General features: G+C 67.9%; 16 protein-coding genes. 10 read left to right on the top strand and 6 right to left on the bottom strand.

Going from position 1 to position 15,774, the window contains the following annotated elements; genetic code table 11:
• Nucleotides 1–2: 2 nt before the first annotated feature.
• Nucleotides 3–1,805, bottom strand: a complete 1,803-nt coding sequence (locus tag ACQI5H_RS19885; protein WP_427081028.1) for an AMP-dependent synthetase/ligase — start codon at nt 1,803–1,805, stop codon at nt 3–5.
• A gap of 196 nt (nt 1,806–2,001) precedes the next feature.
• Here ACQI5H_RS19885 and ACQI5H_RS19880 point away from each other — a divergent pair, with 196 nt between their 5' ends.
• From ACQI5H_RS19880 to ACQI5H_RS19860, 5 genes are all read left to right on the top strand, one after another.
• Nucleotides 2,002–2,388 (top strand): polyketide cyclase / dehydrase and lipid transport, encoded by a 387-nt coding sequence (locus ACQI5H_RS19880; protein WP_076122792.1) that lies wholly within the window; start codon nt 2,002–2,004, stop codon nt 2,386–2,388.
• A 67-nt stretch (nt 2,389–2,455) separates the two neighbouring features.
• Complete coding sequence (locus ACQI5H_RS19875) at nt 2,456–2,893, top strand: SRPBCC family protein (protein ID WP_427081027.1); 438 nt, start codon at nt 2,456–2,458, stop codon at nt 2,891–2,893.
• Nucleotides 2,886–4,154 carry an ArsA family ATPase gene (locus ACQI5H_RS19870; RefSeq protein WP_427081059.1) on the top strand — a complete coding sequence of 423 codons (1,269 nt, stop codon included), beginning with the start codon at nt 2,886–2,888 and terminating at the stop codon, nt 4,152–4,154. The genes ACQI5H_RS19875 and ACQI5H_RS19870 overlap by 8 nt, the downstream gene beginning before the upstream one ends.
• Nucleotides 4,151–4,555 (top strand): hypothetical protein, encoded by a 405-nt coding sequence (locus tag ACQI5H_RS19865; protein ID WP_427081026.1) that lies wholly within the window; start codon nt 4,151–4,153, stop codon nt 4,553–4,555. The genes ACQI5H_RS19870 and ACQI5H_RS19865 overlap by 4 nt, the downstream gene beginning before the upstream one ends.
• Before the next feature lie 100 nt (nt 4,556–4,655).
• Nucleotides 4,656–5,414 (top strand): lysophospholipid acyltransferase family protein, encoded by a 759-nt coding sequence (locus tag ACQI5H_RS19860; RefSeq protein ID WP_427081025.1) that lies wholly within the window; start codon nt 4,656–4,658, stop codon nt 5,412–5,414.
• 11 nt (nt 5,415–5,425) lie between these two features.
• Here ACQI5H_RS19860 and ACQI5H_RS19855 read toward each other — a convergent pair whose 3' ends face one another.
• Nucleotides 5,426–6,721 carry a glycosyltransferase 87 family protein gene (locus tag ACQI5H_RS19855; RefSeq protein WP_427081024.1) on the bottom strand — a complete coding sequence of 432 codons (1,296 nt, stop codon included), beginning with the start codon at nt 6,719–6,721 and terminating at the stop codon, nt 5,426–5,428.
• A gap of 113 nt (nt 6,722–6,834) precedes the next feature.
• Here ACQI5H_RS19855 and ACQI5H_RS19850 point away from each other — a divergent pair, with 113 nt between their 5' ends.
• From ACQI5H_RS19850 to ACQI5H_RS19840, 3 genes are read left to right on the top strand one after another with little or no spacing between them, the layout of a single operon-like run.
• Entirely contained in the window at nt 6,835–7,695 is an 861-nt protein-coding gene (locus ACQI5H_RS19850; protein WP_427081058.1) for a hypothetical protein, read from the top strand.
• A gap of 28 nt (nt 7,696–7,723) precedes the next feature.
• Nucleotides 7,724–8,221, top strand: a complete 498-nt coding sequence (locus ACQI5H_RS19845; protein ID WP_427081023.1) for a polyadenylate-specific 3'-exoribonuclease AS — start codon at nt 7,724–7,726, stop codon at nt 8,219–8,221.
• Nucleotides 8,222–8,265: 44 nt separating this feature from the next.
• A complete protein-coding gene (locus ACQI5H_RS19840) occupies nt 8,266–9,651 on the top strand; it encodes a class II 3-deoxy-7-phosphoheptulonate synthase (protein WP_427081022.1) in 1,386 nt (461 codons plus the stop codon).
• A gap of 31 nt (nt 9,652–9,682) precedes the next feature.
• On the opposite strand, the gene ACQI5H_RS19835 is transcribed toward ACQI5H_RS19840, so the two are convergent.
• Complete coding sequence (locus ACQI5H_RS19835; protein WP_427081021.1) at nt 9,683–10,933, bottom strand: protein kinase domain-containing protein; 1,251 nt, start codon at nt 10,931–10,933, stop codon at nt 9,683–9,685.
• Between the two features lie 91 nt (nt 10,934–11,024).
• Here ACQI5H_RS19835 and ACQI5H_RS19830 point away from each other — a divergent pair, with 91 nt between their 5' ends.
• Nucleotides 11,025–11,429, top strand: coding sequence for an Rv2175c family DNA-binding protein (locus ACQI5H_RS19830; RefSeq protein WP_076124563.1), 405 nt, complete (start codon nt 11,025–11,027; stop codon nt 11,427–11,429).
• Here the strand turns inward: ACQI5H_RS19830 and ACQI5H_RS19825 are convergent.
• Nucleotides 11,423–12,955 carry an alpha-(1->6)-mannopyranosyltransferase A gene (locus ACQI5H_RS19825; RefSeq protein ID WP_427081020.1) on the bottom strand — a complete coding sequence of 511 codons (1,533 nt, stop codon included), beginning with the start codon at nt 12,953–12,955 and terminating at the stop codon, nt 11,423–11,425. The two genes, ACQI5H_RS19830 and ACQI5H_RS19825, sit on opposite strands and share 7 nt — an antisense overlap.
• Nucleotides 12,956–12,959: 4 nt before the next feature.
• On the bottom strand, nt 12,960–14,009 hold the full coding sequence (idsA2, locus tag ACQI5H_RS19820) for a bifunctional (2E,6E)-farnesyl/geranyl diphosphate synthase (protein WP_427081019.1): 1,050 nt from the start codon (nt 14,007–14,009) through the stop codon (nt 12,960–12,962).
• A 182-nt stretch (nt 14,010–14,191) separates the two neighbouring features.
• On the opposite strand from idsA2, the gene ACQI5H_RS19815 reads away from it, so the two are divergent.
• A complete protein-coding gene (locus tag ACQI5H_RS19815; protein ID WP_427081018.1) occupies nt 14,192–15,100 on the top strand; it encodes a mycobacterial-type methylenetetrahydrofolate reductase in 909 nt (302 codons plus the stop codon).
• On the opposite strand, the gene ACQI5H_RS19810 is transcribed toward ACQI5H_RS19815, so the two are convergent.
• Nucleotides 15,097–15,741 carry an LppM family (lipo)protein gene (locus ACQI5H_RS19810; protein WP_427081057.1) on the bottom strand — a complete coding sequence of 215 codons (645 nt, stop codon included), beginning with the start codon at nt 15,739–15,741 and terminating at the stop codon, nt 15,097–15,099. The two genes, ACQI5H_RS19815 and ACQI5H_RS19810, sit on opposite strands and share 4 nt — an antisense overlap.
• Nucleotides 15,742–15,774 lie beyond the last annotated feature (33 nt).

Raw genomic sequence — 15,774 nt, 5'->3', positions numbered from 1 at the left:
AGCTAATCCTTGTCGTAGATCGCCTCGATGTCGGAGGCGAACTTCTCGGCCACCACGTTGCGCTTGACCTTCATCGTCGGCGTCAGTTCACCGGTGTCCTCGGTGAAATCGACCGGCAGGATGCGGAATTTGCGGATCGACTCGGCATGCGACACCGACAGGTTGGCCTTCTTCACGGCCGCGTCCACCTCGGCGACCAGGTCGGGATCGGTGGCCAGGTCGCCCACCGAGGCGCCGTCCGCCTTGCTGTTGCGCTGCTTCCAGCCGTCGAACGCCTCGGGGTCGATGGTGATCAGGGCGCCGATGAACGGCTTGGCATCCCCGACGACCATCGCCTGGCTGATCAGCGGGTGCGCCCGCAGCTGGTCTTCGAGCACCGCGGGGGCGACGTTCTTCCCGCCCGCGGTGACGATGATTTCCTTCTTGCGGCCGGTGATCGTCAAGAAACCGTCGTCGTCGACCGCACCGAGATCGCCCGTCTTGAACCAGCCGTTGCTGAACGCCTCCTCGGTGGCCTGCTCGTTGCGCCAGTAGCCGCTGAAGACCACGCCGCCGCGGACCAACAGTTCCTTGTCCTCGGCGATGCGCAGGCTGTTGCCGGGCACCAGCTTTCCGACGGTTCCGATCTTCAGCCCGTCGATCTGGTTGACCGTGATGGCCGCGCTGGTCTCGGTCAGGCCGTAGCCCTCGTAGACGGTCAGGCCCACGCCGCGGTAGAAGTGGCCCAGCCGCGCGCCCAGCGGCGCGCCACCGGAGACGGCGGCGTGGCAGTCGCCGCCCAGCGCGGCGCGCAGCTTGTGGTAGACCAGCCGGTCGAACACGGCGTGCTTGGCGCGCAGCAGCGGCCCCGGCCGCCCGTCGTCGAAGGCCTGGCTCCAGTCGACGGCGGTCTGCGCCGCCCGCTTGAAGATCCAGCCCTTGCCGTCGTTGACGGCGTTCTGCTCGGCGGTGTTGTACACCTTCTCGAACACCCGCGGAACCGACACCACAACGGTCGGTTTGAACACGCCGAACATCGGCACCAGGTTCTTGATGTCGCTGGTGAATCCGACGGTGACCTTGCTGGCGAACGCGGACAGGGTCAGCGCCCTGGCCAGCACGTGGGCGAGCGGCAGGAAAACCAGCAGCCGCTGCCCCTCCTGCAGCAACGTCGGCAGGCACTCCTGGGTGCCCCGGATCTCATGCAGCAGGTTGGAATGGGTGAGCTGGCAGCCTTTGGGCCGTCCCGTGGTGCCCGACGTGTAGATGAGCGTGGCCGGGTCCTCGGCCCGCAACGCGTCGAGCCGGGCGGTCAGCTCGCCGGGGTCGACCGACGCCCCGGCCTCGACGAGCTGGTCGAGCGCCTTGGGACCGGAACCGTTGATGTGCAGCACCCGGCGCAGCGCCGGCAGCTCGCCGGTCAGCTCGGTGACGATCGCAGCGTGTTCGTCGGTTTCGGCGAACGCCAGCACAGCCTCGGAATTCTGCAGCACCCAGCGCACCTGCTCGGCCGACGACGTCTCGTAGATAGGCACCGTGACGGCCCCCACCGCCAGGATCGCCAGGTCGAGGATCGCCCACTCGTAGCAGGTGGCGGAAAAGATCGATACCCGGTCGCCGGCCTGCACGCCTTGCGAGATCAAACCCAATGCCGCAGAACGGATCTGATCGGCGGCCTCGGCGCACGTGACATCCGTCCAGACGCCGTCGATCTGGCGTTGGTAGATGACAAAGCCCGGGTCGTCGCGCTCATGCTCGAAGACCACGGCCGCGACGTTGTCGCGCTCGCCGACGGAGAAACGGGCGGGGACGCTGTACTCACGCACTGGACTGACCTCATTTGACCTGGTGACGTTGCCGGGGGACGGCTTGCTGTCGCCCAGCCTAATCCGAGTGTTCGCCCAGCACGGCGGCGGTCGGTTGGGGCGGCGTCACCATTGCCGAGCCATTGCCGCACCATTGGCGAACCATTGCCGCGAGGTCGTTGACGGGCACCACCGACGGGTGTGTGAAGCTGTGGCGGTGCACAGCATCCAGATCGCCGACCAGACGTTCGTCGCCGCCGACGGCGCACGGGTGGGCGCCGCGGTAGCCGATCGGTCGAAATGGCGTCGGTGGTGGCCCGATCTGCGGCTGCAGGTCGTCGAGGATCGCGCCGAAAAGGGCATCCGCTGGACGGTGACCGGCGCATTGACCGGCACAATGGAGATCTGGCTGGAACCGTCGTTGGATGGAGTCGTGCTGCATTACTTCCTGCATGCCGAGCCGACCGGCGTCGCCGCCTGGCAGCTGGCCAAGCTGAACTTGCCGAAAATGACACACCGCCGTCGGGTGGCGGGTAAGAAAATGGCCTTTGAGATCAAGACGACGCTGGAACGGTCACGCGCGGTCGGTTCTCCGGTAGTTTAACTGCGGTCAACGTTTCGCACGGGGAGTACCGTTTCGGACCGCTTACGGCAGAGAGGGCAGCAGCCAGGTGGCGGAGAAAACGACGCAAACCATTCACATCGACGCCGACCCGGGCAAGGTGCTCGAGGTGATCGCCGACATCGATTCCTACCCGGACTGGATCTCGGAGTACAAAGAAGCCGAGGTGCAGGAAAGAGGCGCCGACGGCTACCCGAAGGTGGTGCGATTCGTGATGGACGCCGGCATCATCAAGGACACCATGGTCATGTCCTACCAGTGGCCCGCCGATCGCAAGTCGCTGAGCTGGACCCTGGTCTCCAGCTCGCTGCTGCGCTCCCTAGAGGGCTCATATCGCTTGGCGCCCAAGGGATCTGGTACCGACGTCACTTACGAGCTCTCGGTGGACCTGGCCCTGCCGATGATCGGCATGCTCAAGCGCAAGGCCGAGCGCAGGCTGACCGACACCGCTTTAAAGGATCTGAAGAAACGAGTCGAGGCTGAGTGAGTCTGCTGAGCCCGCCCGGATCAGTCTCTTCGTCGGGAAGGGCGGGGTAGGAAAATCCACCCTGGCATGTGCCACCGCGGTCGGTGACGCGAGCGAGGGTCGCCGGGTGCTGGTGGTGTCCACCGATCAGGCGCATTCGCTGGGTGATGTGCTCGGTGTCCCGGTGCCTCCGAGCGGTCGCGAGGATCCCGTTCGGGTGCTCGCCGACCTCGATACCGGGGACGGCGCGGCCGGCGGCGGCTTCCTCGACGCGCTGGCATTGGACACGCTGGCGCTGCTCGAATCCCGGTGGCACGACGTGGTCGGGGCGCTGGATCGGCGGTTCCCCGATTCCGAGCTGAGCAGCATTGCCCCCGAAGAACTCTCGGCGCTGCCGGGCATCCAGGAGGTGCTCGGTCTGCACGCGGTCGGCGAGCTCGCGGCGTCCGGACGATGGGACCGCATCGTCGTCGACTGCGCCTCGACGGCGGACGCGCTCCGAATGCTGACGTTGCCCGCCACCTTCGGGCTATACGTGGAGCGCGCATGGCCGCGCCATCGCCGGCTGTCCGTGACCTCCGACGACACCCGGTCCGCGGCGGCGGTGGAGCTGCTGGAACGCATCAGCGCCAGCGTGGACGCGCTGGGCGCGCTGCTGACGGACGGCGGACAGGTCAGCGCGCACCTGGTGCTGACCCCTGAGCGGGTGGTCGCGGCCGAGGCGGTGCGGACGCTGGGCTCGCTCGCGCTGATGGGCGTCCGCGTCGAGGAGCTGATCGTCAATCAGGTGCTGACCGAAGACGAGTCCTACGAGTACCACAACCTGCCCGACCACCCGGCGTTCTACTGGTATGCCGAACGCATCTCCGAACAACATTCCGTGCTCGACGAACTCGATGCCACCATCGGAGATGTGGCCCTGGTGCTGACGCCACACCTGTCCGGCGAGCCGATCGGCCCGAAGGCGCTGGGCGGACTGCTGGACAGCGCGCGACGCCGGCGTGGGGCGCCGCCGCCCGGGCCCCTGCGTCCTATCGTTGACCTGGAATCCGGGTCGGGACTTGGGTCCATCTACCGAATGCGGCTAGCGTTACCCCAGCTCGATCCCGGCGCGCTGTCGTTGGGGCGAGTCGACGACGACCTCATCATCAGCGCCGGCGGGCTACGGCGCAGGGTTCGGTTGGCGTCGGTACTGCGGCGGTGCACGGTGCTGGACGCGCATCTGCGGGGCAGTGAGCTGACCGTTCGCTTTCGACCCGATCCGGAGGTGTGGCCTAAGTGAATGGCGCTCATCCCGAACTCGGTCCCGAGCTGCGCAAGCTCGCCCAGGCGATCCTGGACGGGATCGACCCCGCGGTGCGCACGGCGGCCGCATTGACGGCCGGCGCCGGCTCGAATGGTGGGGTGACCGGCAAGTGCCAGCAGGTGTGGTGCCCGGTGTGTGCCCTGGCCGCGCTGGCCACCGGCGATCAGCATCCGCTGCTCACCGTCATCGCCGACCACAGCATCGCGTTGCTCGAGGTCATCCGCGCCATCGTCGACGACATCGACCGGACTTCCCAACCAACACCGCCACCGCCGCCGGACGGACCGCCCGGGGGCGGCGTCGCGACCGAGCCGGACGCGGAGCAAGCCGCCGCGAAGACGCGTTACCAGCCGATCCCGGTCACCGTCGAGGAGTGATCCGCTCGAAGCCGAAGGTGGTTCCTTCGGCTGCGGGTCGGTACAGTTGGCGCCAACACCATCACCATCACCATCACCGAGTCGGGCGAGAGGGAGGGCCATGTGGTACTGGCTGTTCAAGTACGTCCTCCTAGGCCCGTTGCTGTCACTGTTGGGGCGGCCGAAAATCGAAGGCCTGGAACATGTTCCGAGTTCGGGTCCGGTGATACTGGCCAGTAACCACCTGGCGGTGATGGACAGCTTCTTCCTGCCGCTCGTGGTGCGCCGCCGCATCACGTTCCTGGCGAAGTCCGAATATTTCACCGGCACCGGCCTGAAGGGCTGGCTCAGCCGGTGGTTCTTCACCGCCGTCGGCCAGGTGCCCATCGACCGTTCCAGCGCCGACGCCGCGCAGGCCGCGCTCAATACCGCCGAACACGTACTGTCCCAGGGCAAGCTCCTGGGCATGTACCCCGAGGGCACCCGGTCGCCCGACGGCCGGTTGTACAAGGGCAAGACCGGCCTCGCCCGGCTGGCGTTGCAAACCGGCGTCCCGGTGATCCCGGTGGCGATGATCGGCACCAACGTCGTCAACCCACCCGGCACCACGATGCTGCGATTCGGCAAGGTCACCGTCCGTTTCGGCAAACCCATGGACTTCTCCCGATTCGAAGGCCTGGCCGGCAATCGCTTTATCGAGCGGGCCGTCACCGACGAGGTGATCTACGAGCTGATGGGGCTCTCCGGCCAGGAGTACGTCGACATCTACGCGGCCAGCATCAAGGAACGCGGCGATGGCTCGACCGATGACTCGGATGACTCGACCGATCCGGAGTCGAACTCCGAGGCCGCTCGGATCCCCGAGACCGCCGTCGGCTAGCGCCCCCTTGCTCAGCCGGCGGCCGTGGCCGGCGTGAGCGTCGTTGCCGCGGCGTCCCGCGAAGGCACCCGGGCACTGATGGCGAAGCCGGCGGTGACGATGACCGCCAGCGCCCACCACACATAGGACGTCCCGACCAGCTGGCGCCACCAGTTCGCGGTCGTCTCGTGATGCTTGGGCAGCAGATCGATCGGCGTCCACCGCATCAACGCGACGCCGGCGAGGCTCACCGCCGCCAGTGCGATGTTGCGGCGCCGCCAGCCCAATATCCCGGTCACCAACACCGCCGGCAGCACCCACACCCAATGGTGTGACCAGGAAACCGGCGAAACCACCAAGCCGAACAGGGCGACGCAAATCAGCGCCAGCGTCGGCTCCCCGGCCCGCAGCACCCGCCGCATCGCCCAGATGGTCAGCCCCAGCACCACCAGGCAGGCGGCCACCCACAGCGGAAAGCGTTCGTGCTCACCGAGTCCCAGCCGGGCGAGCGCACCCGCGATGTTCTGGTCGGTGTTCAACGCCGTCTCGCCGATCCGGTCGGTGTGGTGCACGGTGCGGGTCCAGTACTCCCACGAGTCGCTCCACGCCAAGACGAAACCGAGCAGCGTCGCGCCCGCGAAGGACGCCACCGCCGTCCAGGCGGCGCGGTTGTCGCGACGCAGCACGAAATAGAGCAGAAAGACCGCGGGGGTGAGCTTCAGCGCCATCCCGAGTCCGAGCAGCAGCCCCCGGGGCCAGGGTGTGCGGCGCGGCAGGCAGTCGGCGATCACCAACGTCATCAGCACGACGTTGATTTGGCCGAAGTCGAAGTTCGAGGTGATCGGTTCCAGCCACAGCGTCGCCGCGGCCGCGATGACCACCGCTAGCCACAACCGGCGCAGCCAGGCCGGCCCGCCCAGCACGGTCGAGCGGCTCCACACGTCGAGGCTGCTCAGCAGGATCGCCGTGGAGGCGATCAGCAGCGCGGATGTCAGGACCGTGATCGCGACGCTGGCGGCCGGCATGTGCAGCCAGGAGAACGGGCAGAAGACGATGGCCGCCAGCGGGGGATAGGTAAACGGCAGGTTCAGCCCGATCGGTGTGTGAAACAACACATCGCCGCGGTACAGCGGACGCCCGTCCAGCCAGGCCTGACCGCCCATCTGATAGATGTCGATGTCGATGCGATACGGCGTGTGCCCGAACAGGCGCAGGCCCACGTAATACAGCGCCGCGGCGGCCAGCAGCCAGAGCAGGCACCACAGCAACACCCGCCCGGGGCCCCGTTCGCTTGTCAAGCCCACGCCGGGCGCCCGCCATCTACTCATGTCGCAGAACAGCGTAATCGGTGCGCACGACGCGACGCGTCGCAGCGCGGCTCCAACTCCGCGGGCGCATGCGGGCGTACGTTTCTAGGGTGCTCCACTGGTTTGTGCTCGGGGTGGGCCGCTGGTTCGCCGACGACATCGTCGACCGCGGCCGGTTGCCGCTGCTGTGCTGCCTGGTCGCGTTCATCCTGACCTTCTTCGTCACGCGGACGTTCGTGCGGGTTATCCGCCACCGCGCCGAAACCGGTCGTCCGGCCCGATGGTGGCAACCGCGCAACGTCCACATCGGGGGCATACACATCCACCACGTGACGTTCGGCGTCGTGCTGGTGATGCTCTCCGGATTGACGTTGGTGACCCTGTCCGTCAGCGGTCAGGAGCCCGAATTCACCTTGGCCGCAATACTTTTCGGGATCGGTGCGGCATTGGTCCTCGACGAGTACGCGTTGATCCTGCACCTGTCCGACGTCTACTGGGAGGAAGACGGCCGCACCTCGGTGGACGCGGTGTTCGCCGCGGTGGCGGTGGCCGGGCTGTTGATATTGGGTCTGCACCCGCTGATGTTCTTCTTCCCGTTCTGGCATGCCGCCGATTCGGTGGCGCTGCGCGCCGGGGTGGGCGGCGCGCTGGTGGTGACCTTTCCGCTGGCCGTCGTGGTGGTGCTCAAGGGCAAGGTGTGGACCGGTCTGCTCGGCATGTTCATCGTCGTACTGCTGGTCATCGGCGCGATCCGGTTGTCGCGCCCGCACGCGCCCTGGGCCCGCTGGCGCTACACCACCCAGCCGGACAAGATGCGCCGGGCGCTGCAACGGGAACGCACGCTGCGCCGCCCCGTCGTGCGGGCCAAGCTGTGGGTGCAGTGCGCGATCGCGGGCACCCCGCGCCTGCCCGACGACCGCATGGTCGACGCCCAGCTCGACCATGACGTCCATGCGGCATCGGCGCCGACGGTGCCCATCCTGATCGGTCGGTAGGCCATAGGTTTTCCCATAGGCTTTCTGGGTGCGGTACTTCTACGACACGGAATTCATCGAGGACGGCCGCACCATCGAGCTGATCTCGATCGGGGTGGTCGCCGAGGATGGCCGCGAGTACTACGCCGTGTCCACCGAATTCGATCCCGAGCGGGCCGGAAGCTGGGTGCGCACCCACGTGTTGCCCAAGTTGCCGCCGCCGGCCTCCCCGTTATGGCGCTCGCGTAAGCAGATTCGCCTGGACCTGGAGGAGTTCTTCGACGTCTTCGGGGCCACCGAGCCGATCGAGCTCTGGGCGTGGGTGGGCGCCTACGATCACGTCGCCCTCTGCCAGTTATGGGGCACGATGCCGGGCCTGCCGAAGGCATTGCCCCGCTTCACCCGGGAACTGCGGCAACTGTGGGAGGATCGCGGGTCGCCCCGGATGCCACCGCGCCCGCGCGAGGTCCACGACGCCCTGGTCGATGCCCGCGACCAGCTACGCCGATTCCGGCTGATCATGGCGGCGGATGAGCGTTCGCCCTGATCAGTCGAGATCAGCGCCGCGCCGTCCCCAGTTACCATGGACCGATGAACTGGACCGTCGACATCCCGATCGAGCAGCTGCCGCCGCTGCCGCCGCTGCCGCCTGACCTGCGCGCCCGCCTGGACGCGGCGTTGGCCAAGCCGGCCGCTCAGCAGCCCAGCTGGCCCGCCGACCGGGCCGAGGCGATGCGCACGGTTCTGGAGAGCGTGCCGCCCGTGACGGTGCCGTCCGAGATCGTCCGCCTGCACGAGCAGCTGGCCCAGGTCGCGCGGGGCGAGGCGTTCCTGCTGCAGGGCGGCGACTGCGCCGAGACGTTCGTCGACAACACCGAACCCCACATCCGGGGCAATGTCCGCGCCCTGCTGCAGATGGCCGTGGTGCTGACCTACGGCGCCAGCCTGCCGGTGGTGAAGGTGGCGCGCATCGCGGGCCAGTACGCCAAGCCCCGCTCCGCCGACATCGACGCGCTGGGCCTGCGGTCCTACCGCGGCGACATGATCAACGGCTTCGCCCCGGATGCCGCGGCGCGCGAACACGATCCCTCGCGGCTGGTGCGGGCGTACGCCAACGCCAGCGCGGCGATGAACCTGGTGCGGGCGCTGACCTCGTCGGGGCTGGCGTCGCTGCACCTGGTGCACGACTGGAACCGCGAATTCGTCCGGACCTCGCCGGCCGGCGCGCGCTACGAGGCGCTGGCCACCGAGATCGACCGCGGGTTGCGGTTCATGAGTGCCTGCGGGGTGGCCGACCGCAACCTGCAAACCGCCGAAATCTATTCCAGCCACGAGGCTTTGGTGCTCGACTACGAGCGCGCCATGCTGCGGCTGTCGGATGTCGAGGGGACGCCGCAACTGTATGACCTGTCGGCACACACGGTGTGGATCGGCGAGCGGACCCGCCAGCTCGACGGCGCGCACGTCGCGTTCGCCGAGGTGATCGCCAACCCGATCGGCGTGAAGCTGGGCCCGACGATGACCCCGGAATTGGCCGTCGAGTACGTCGAGCGGTTAGACCCGCACAACAGGCCCGGGCGGCTGACTTTGGTGAGCAGGCTGGGCAACAACAAGGTGCGCGATCTGCTGCCGCCGATCGTCGAGAAGGTGCAGGCCACCGGTCATCAGGTGATCTGGCAGTGCGACCCGATGCACGGCAACACCCACGAGTCGTCCAACGGGTACAAGACCCGGCACTTCGACCGCATCGTCGACGAGGTGCAGGGGTTCTTCGAGGTGCATCGGGCGCTGGGCACCCATCCGGGCGGCATCCACGTCGAGATCACCGGCGAGGACGTCACCGAATGTTTGGGTGGCGCGCAAGACATCTCGGACACCGACCTGGCCGGCCGCTACGAGACGGCGTGCGACCCGCGGCTGAACACCCAGCAGTCGCTGGAGCTGGCGTTCCTCGTCGCGGAAATGCTGCGCGACTAGGTGCCGTTCGCGGGCCCAGGGTAGCTCGCGCCTATAGCAGGCCGGTTAGGTTGCCGCCGATCGTCCACGCCGCGGTCGCGACCAGCCCGGTGAGCGCCAGCACCAGCGCTACCCAGACCAGCACCATGCGCCGGGCGTGTTGACGCGCCCAGACGAAGTCGCTCATCGCGATGCCGGCGAATTCGCCTGCAACGGGCTCGTATTCGAAGTCGTCATCGTTGAGGCCGGAGTCGAGTTCGGGGCCGGGGCTGGGCTTCGGTTCGGGCCAGCCTTCGGGCCCGCGGGTCAACTGGCGGGTGGGGTGGCGAACGGCGGCCTTGGCGGGCTGGGGTTCCTGACCGGTCGCTCCGCGCTCGCTCATCCGGCTCTGCTGCGCCGCCGCCGAGCGGTGTTGTGCGGAGTTACGCGGGGCCGGCACCCGGAAGTCGGGCAAGCCCAATTCGTCGGCGATAGCGTCGATGTCGGCGGCCATCTCGATCGCGTCGGCGTAGCGGCCGGCCGGGTCGCGGGCGGTCGCGCGCGCCACCAGTGCGTCGAATTGTGGTGGCACACCGTCGATCGCGGCGCCGGCCCGCGGCACGTCGGCATCCAGGCGCTGGTAAGCGATCGACAACGGCGAGTCGCCGGTGAACGGCGTGCGCCCCGTAAGCAACTCATAGGTGAGGATCCCGACTGAGTAGACGTCGCTGCGTGGACTGCTGCTGCCGTTGCGCACCTGCTCGGGAGACAGGTAGGCCGCCGTGCCCAGAATGACGCTGGCGGAGGTGATACCGGCGGCGGCGACGGCACGCACCAGCCCGAAGTCGGCGATTTTGACGTCGCCGTCGTCGGAGATGAGGACGTTCTCGGGCTTGACGTCGCGGTGCACCAGGCCGGCCAGGTGCGCGGCCGCCAGCCCACCGAGCACCGGCCGCAGCACCGCCACCACCGCGTGCGGCGGCATCGGGCCGCGTTCAGAAAGCAGCTCGCGCAGCGTGCCGCCCTCGATGAGCTCCATCACCAAAAACGGGTGCCGGGCGTCGGTGCCCTGGTCGTAGACCGCGACGAGTCCGGGATTCTTCAGGCGCGCCACCGTGCGGGCCTCGAGCTGGAAGCGGGTCAGGAATTGCGCGTCGCCGGCGTAGCGAGAATCCATCACCTTCAACGCCACCGGGCGGTCGAGCCGGGTGTCGAGACCCCGATAGACCGTCGAAGTACCCCCGCTGGCGATCTTGGCCTGCACCAGGTAGCGGCCATCCAGCAACGTGTTCTCCAACGGGTCGCCCGTGCCGGCTCGGCTCACGGGGCCATCGTAGGGGTGGCGGTCCGATTGGCGGCGAAACATTAGCTTCAACGCGCCCACTCGGTCGCGCACCAAGGCCTACACTTGCGCGGTGGGCAGTTTTCCGGCCGGCGACGATGTTCTAGAGCCCGACGAGCCAACCTACGACCTGCCACGGGTCGCCGAGTTGCTCGGGGTGCCGGTAAGCAAGGTGCAACAGCAACTGCGGGAGGGCCACCTGGTCGCGGTGCGGCGCGGCGGGGGCGTGGTGGTGCCGCAGGTCTTCTTCACCAATTCCGGTGAGGTGGTCAAGAGCCTGCCGGGGCTGCTGACGATCCTGCACGACGGCGGATATCACGAGACGGAGATCGTGCGCTGGCTGTTCACCCCCGACCCGTCGCTGACGGTCACGCGCGACGGCAGCCGCGACGCCATGAACAACGCGCGCCCCGTCGACGCGCTGCACGCCCATCAGGCCCGCGAAGTGGTGCGCCGGGCACAGGCGATGGCCTACTGAGCGCTGCTAGCTGGGGCGGGTTCGGGCGCCCGGTACAGCGTGCGCCACGCGATCAGCGCGGCGGCGAGCGCCAGGAAAACGTGCGGCCAGGAGTACATCCCGTGCGATCCATCGGGTTTGAAGATCACCATCACCCAAGTGGAGAACCCGGCGATGGCCGCCAGCGCTCGTCGTGACTGGGTCAGTGGGGCCAGCACCGCCAGCGGCCAGGAGTAGTACCACGGCAGGGCCGCGGGGACGAACAGCACCACGATCAGCATCGACCACGCGATGCCGGCGAGCGCGGCCCGGTCGTCGCGCCGGAATCGCCACCACAACACGGGCAGCGAGACGGCGATGATCGCGATCCCGATGTAGCGGGTGATTCGCAGCGTGGCGTAGAAATTGACCGGGAAAAACCCGCTGCCCAGGGCGTGGATCAGGTTCGCCATCGCGGTCGGAACCGTAAGCCAGTTGATGATCTTCACCGACCCGGCCAGCGCGGTCAGCCACCCCAGCCCGACGCCCGCCACGGCGGACAAGATCGCGAAAACCACGGTGAAGATCAGCAACGACAACGCGCTCGCCGCGACGAACGCCCGCGCGGGCCGGTATCCCCGTTCCTCGCGCAGATGCCGCATCCACACCCACACCAGAAACGGCAATGCGATACCGGCGGTGGCCTTGACCGCGATCGCAACGGTGATCAGCGTGACGCCCAGCACGTGCCGGCCCTGGAAGGTCAGAGCGATGCCGGCGGCCATCAGGCCCACCATCAGCATCTCGTTGTGCACCCCGCCCATCAGATGGATCAGCACCAACGGGTTGAGCACGCAAATCCACAGCGCGGCGGCGCCGCTGGTGCCTAGGTGGTGGGCCAGCCGCGGGGCGGCCCAGATCAGCAGCGCAAGCCCGGGCAGCATGCACAGGCGCAGCAGCATGGTGCCGGCGATGACGTGATTGCCGACCGCCATCGTGACCACTTTGGCAACCAGAATGAAGACCGGGCCGTAGGGGGCCGTGGTGATGCTCCAGATGGGGCTTACGTTGTCCAGCAACGCATTCGGGTTGGCGACCGGGCCGACGGCGTAGGGGTCGAAGCCATCGCGCAGGAGCGCGCCCTGGGCCAGGTACGAGTAGGTGTCGCGACTGAAGACGGGCACCGAGACGAGCAACGGCGCCAACCAGAAGGCGGTGGTGGCTCGCATCGTGAACTCGGTTGCGGCGCCGGCCACCACGCGGCGGCCCAGCGCCAGCCACGCGATCAGCAGCACACCGACACCCGCCCACAACAGAATCGACGACAGCACCAGTCCGTGCCCGAAGCGCAGCCAGGACATGTGAATCGATTCGAGCACGGGGTCGTGCGGCTTGGTGCTGCCGGCGCCCAGCCCGCCCAGCGTGATCAGCACCGAGCCCACGAAGCCCAGCCGCGCCGGCCCGGCGTCCGGAGTGGCAACGAAGGCGCGCAACCGTGAAAAATATTGGACGAGTGAATGTTTCGTCGCCGACGGGCGATCGGCCGGGGTGTCCGTCGGGGTCGTCATCGATTCAGGCGGCCCGGTCCGTGGCCAGCTTGGCCAGTTCGGCCAGCCCCACCTTGGCCGCGGCGTTGATCGGCGCGGCCTCCAGCGTGGCGAGGGCTCGTTGGGTCAGCGCCGCGATGCGTTCCTCGGCCGCGGCCAGGGCACCCACCGACTCGATGATGTCGCGCAGGTTACCCACTTGCGTGTCGGTCAGGTGCTCGCCGATCGAGCCGCGTAACACGTTGGCCGCCAAGGGATCTGACTTATCCGCCAACTCCACTGCCTCGGCTAGCAGCACAGTGCGCTTGCCCGATCTCAGGTCGTCACCGGACGGCTTGCCGGTCACGGCGGGATCCCCGAACACGCCCAGCACGTCGTCACGGAGCTGGAACGCCACCCCGAGGTCGGTCCCGAACCGGTCGAAGACGGCTTGCACATCGGGTCGGTCGGCCGCGGCGGCCACGCCGAGCTGCAGCGGTCGGGTCACGGTGTAACACGCGGTCTTGAAGGTGTCGACGTTCATCGCCGACGCGATCGACTCCGCGGCGCTCGCCTCGGCGACGATGTCGAGGTATTGCCCACCCAGCACCTCGGTACGGATCTCGGCCCACACGCGGTGCACGCGCCGCTGCGCCTCGGGTGATATGTCCGCCCCCAACACGATGTCGTCGGCCCAGGCCAACGCCAGGTCGCCGAGCAGGATGGCCGCCGATACCCCGAACTTCTCGGCCGAGCCACGCCAGCCGCGGTCGCGGTGCAGCGCCGCGAAGTGGACGTGGGCCGTCGGCCTGCCGCGGCGGGTGGAGGAGTCGTCGATCACGTCGTCGTGCACCAGCGCGCACGCGTGCAGCAGCTCCAACGCGGAAAACAGCAGCAGCACTTCGGGATCGGGTTCCGCGGTGGCCACCGCGCGCCAGCCCCAGTACGCGAACGCCGGTCGCAGCCTTTTGCCCCCGCCGACGACGAAATCTTCGAGGGCGGCAATCAGATCGCGGTAGTCGTCACCGATGTAGGCGGTCTCGGTGCGGCGGTCGCGCAGGTACCGCCGAAGCCGGTCGGTCACGGCGCCGGTCAACTCGACGGTTGCCGCTGCTGCCGCTGCATCTAGGCTCAGCGCGGCGCCCCTTTCTTCTCGATGGCTCGGTGCTCCACGGGCCCGACCAGTGTATTCGGCGCGGGCTGAATGCCCCCAGTTGCTGCGCCCCTATGCTGGCGGGGTGCCTCGCCCTGGGCACTCGTCTGATGAAGAGGAGCCGCGTGACCCTCAACACCATCGCGCTCGAGCTGGTGCCCCCCAACGTGGAAGACGGTCGGGAGCGGGCAGAAGAAGACGCGCGAAAAGTGGTGCGGTACTCGACCGAATCGGGTCTCGACGGCCGGATCGGGCACGTGATGATTCCGGGCATGATCGCCGAGGAGGACGACCGTCCCGTCGCGATGAAGCCGAAGCTGGACGTGCTGGACTTCTGGTCGATCATCAAACCCGGGCTGCCCGGGCTCGACGGCCTGTGCACCCAGGTCACCGCGTTCTCCGACGAGCAGTCCCTGCGCAAACGGCTCACGCTGCTATCCGACGCGGGTATGCAGGGCGTGGTGTTCGTCGGCGTACCGCGCACGATGAACGACGGTGAGGGCTCCGGGGTTGCGCCGACGGACGCGCTATCGATCTACCGCGACCTGATCCCGAATCGTGGGGTGATCCTGATTCCGACGCGCGACGGCGAAGAGGGCCGCTTCAACTTCAAGTGCAACCAGGGTGCGACCTACGGCATGACGCAGTTGTTGTATTCCGACGCGATCGTGGGGTTTCTGACCGAATTCGCCAAGAACACCGATCACCGACCGGAGATCCTGCTGTCGTTCGGCTTCGTGCCGAAGGTGGAAAGCCGTGTGGGGCTGATCAACTGGCTCATCCAGGATCCGGGCAACGCCGCGGTGGCCGACGAGCAGTCATTCGTCAAACGCCTGGCCGCCAGCGAGCCCGCGCAGAAGCGTCAGCTCATGGTGGATCTGTACAAGCGGGTGATCGACGGGGTCGGCGACCTGGGCTTCCCGCTGAGCATTCATCTGGAGGCCACCTACGGCGTCTCGGGTCCCGCGTTCGCGACTTTCGCGGAGATGCTTGCGTACTGGTCACCCGACCGGTCACCCGATCGGCGGGTCTAGCTCGGCGGTTGATCCCGGGGCGCGGTGAACCGCTCGGAGCGGTCGCGGCCGACCCAAGCCAGCACCCCCACCACGGCGGCGGCCGCAAACGACGCGATACCCAGCCAGACGCCCGCCCCGGTGAAGGATCGGGTATTGGGATCGGTGTAGCGGGCCTGGGCGGTCATCGTGCTCACCACGCCCGGCTTGAGCTTCCATGACACGACGGTGGGTTCGATGTGATCGCCGTTCGTCGAGGTCACCACACCGGGGAAGGCGACGGTCAACTCGACGTCGGCATCGTTGTCGGTGACCGACGTCAGATCCGCCCGGCCGTCCATGATCACCAAGTTGCCGCTTCGGCGCAGCGACAGATTCACGCCCTGGGCGTCGGCGTTCATGTGGGCCAGCTGCGGCACCTCGGCGAACGTCAGATCGGAGAACACCGCCTGCGAGCCCACGTAGCCGTCGCTGTCGTAGTTCGACACCGCCACCTTCTGGCTGAACGGCAGATCGCCGCCGAGCTGCGGCCCGGGGTCCTTGGGGCTCTTCGGTTTGGCCGCCGCGATGATCTCCCCGGACACCAGGTCGTCGGGTGAGATGGTCAGCGACGCTCGGACCCGCAGGCATCCCGTGGCCAGCGGGACAAGCAGCAGCAGCATCGCGATGACCAGCACGCGGCGCCGGCGGGCGGT

Source organism: Mycobacterium heidelbergense, assembly GCF_050205645.1.
GTDB lineage: Bacteria > Actinomycetota > Actinomycetes > Mycobacteriales > Mycobacteriaceae > Mycobacterium > Mycobacterium heidelbergense_A.
This window is presented reverse-complemented; position numbering and strand designations above follow the sequence as displayed.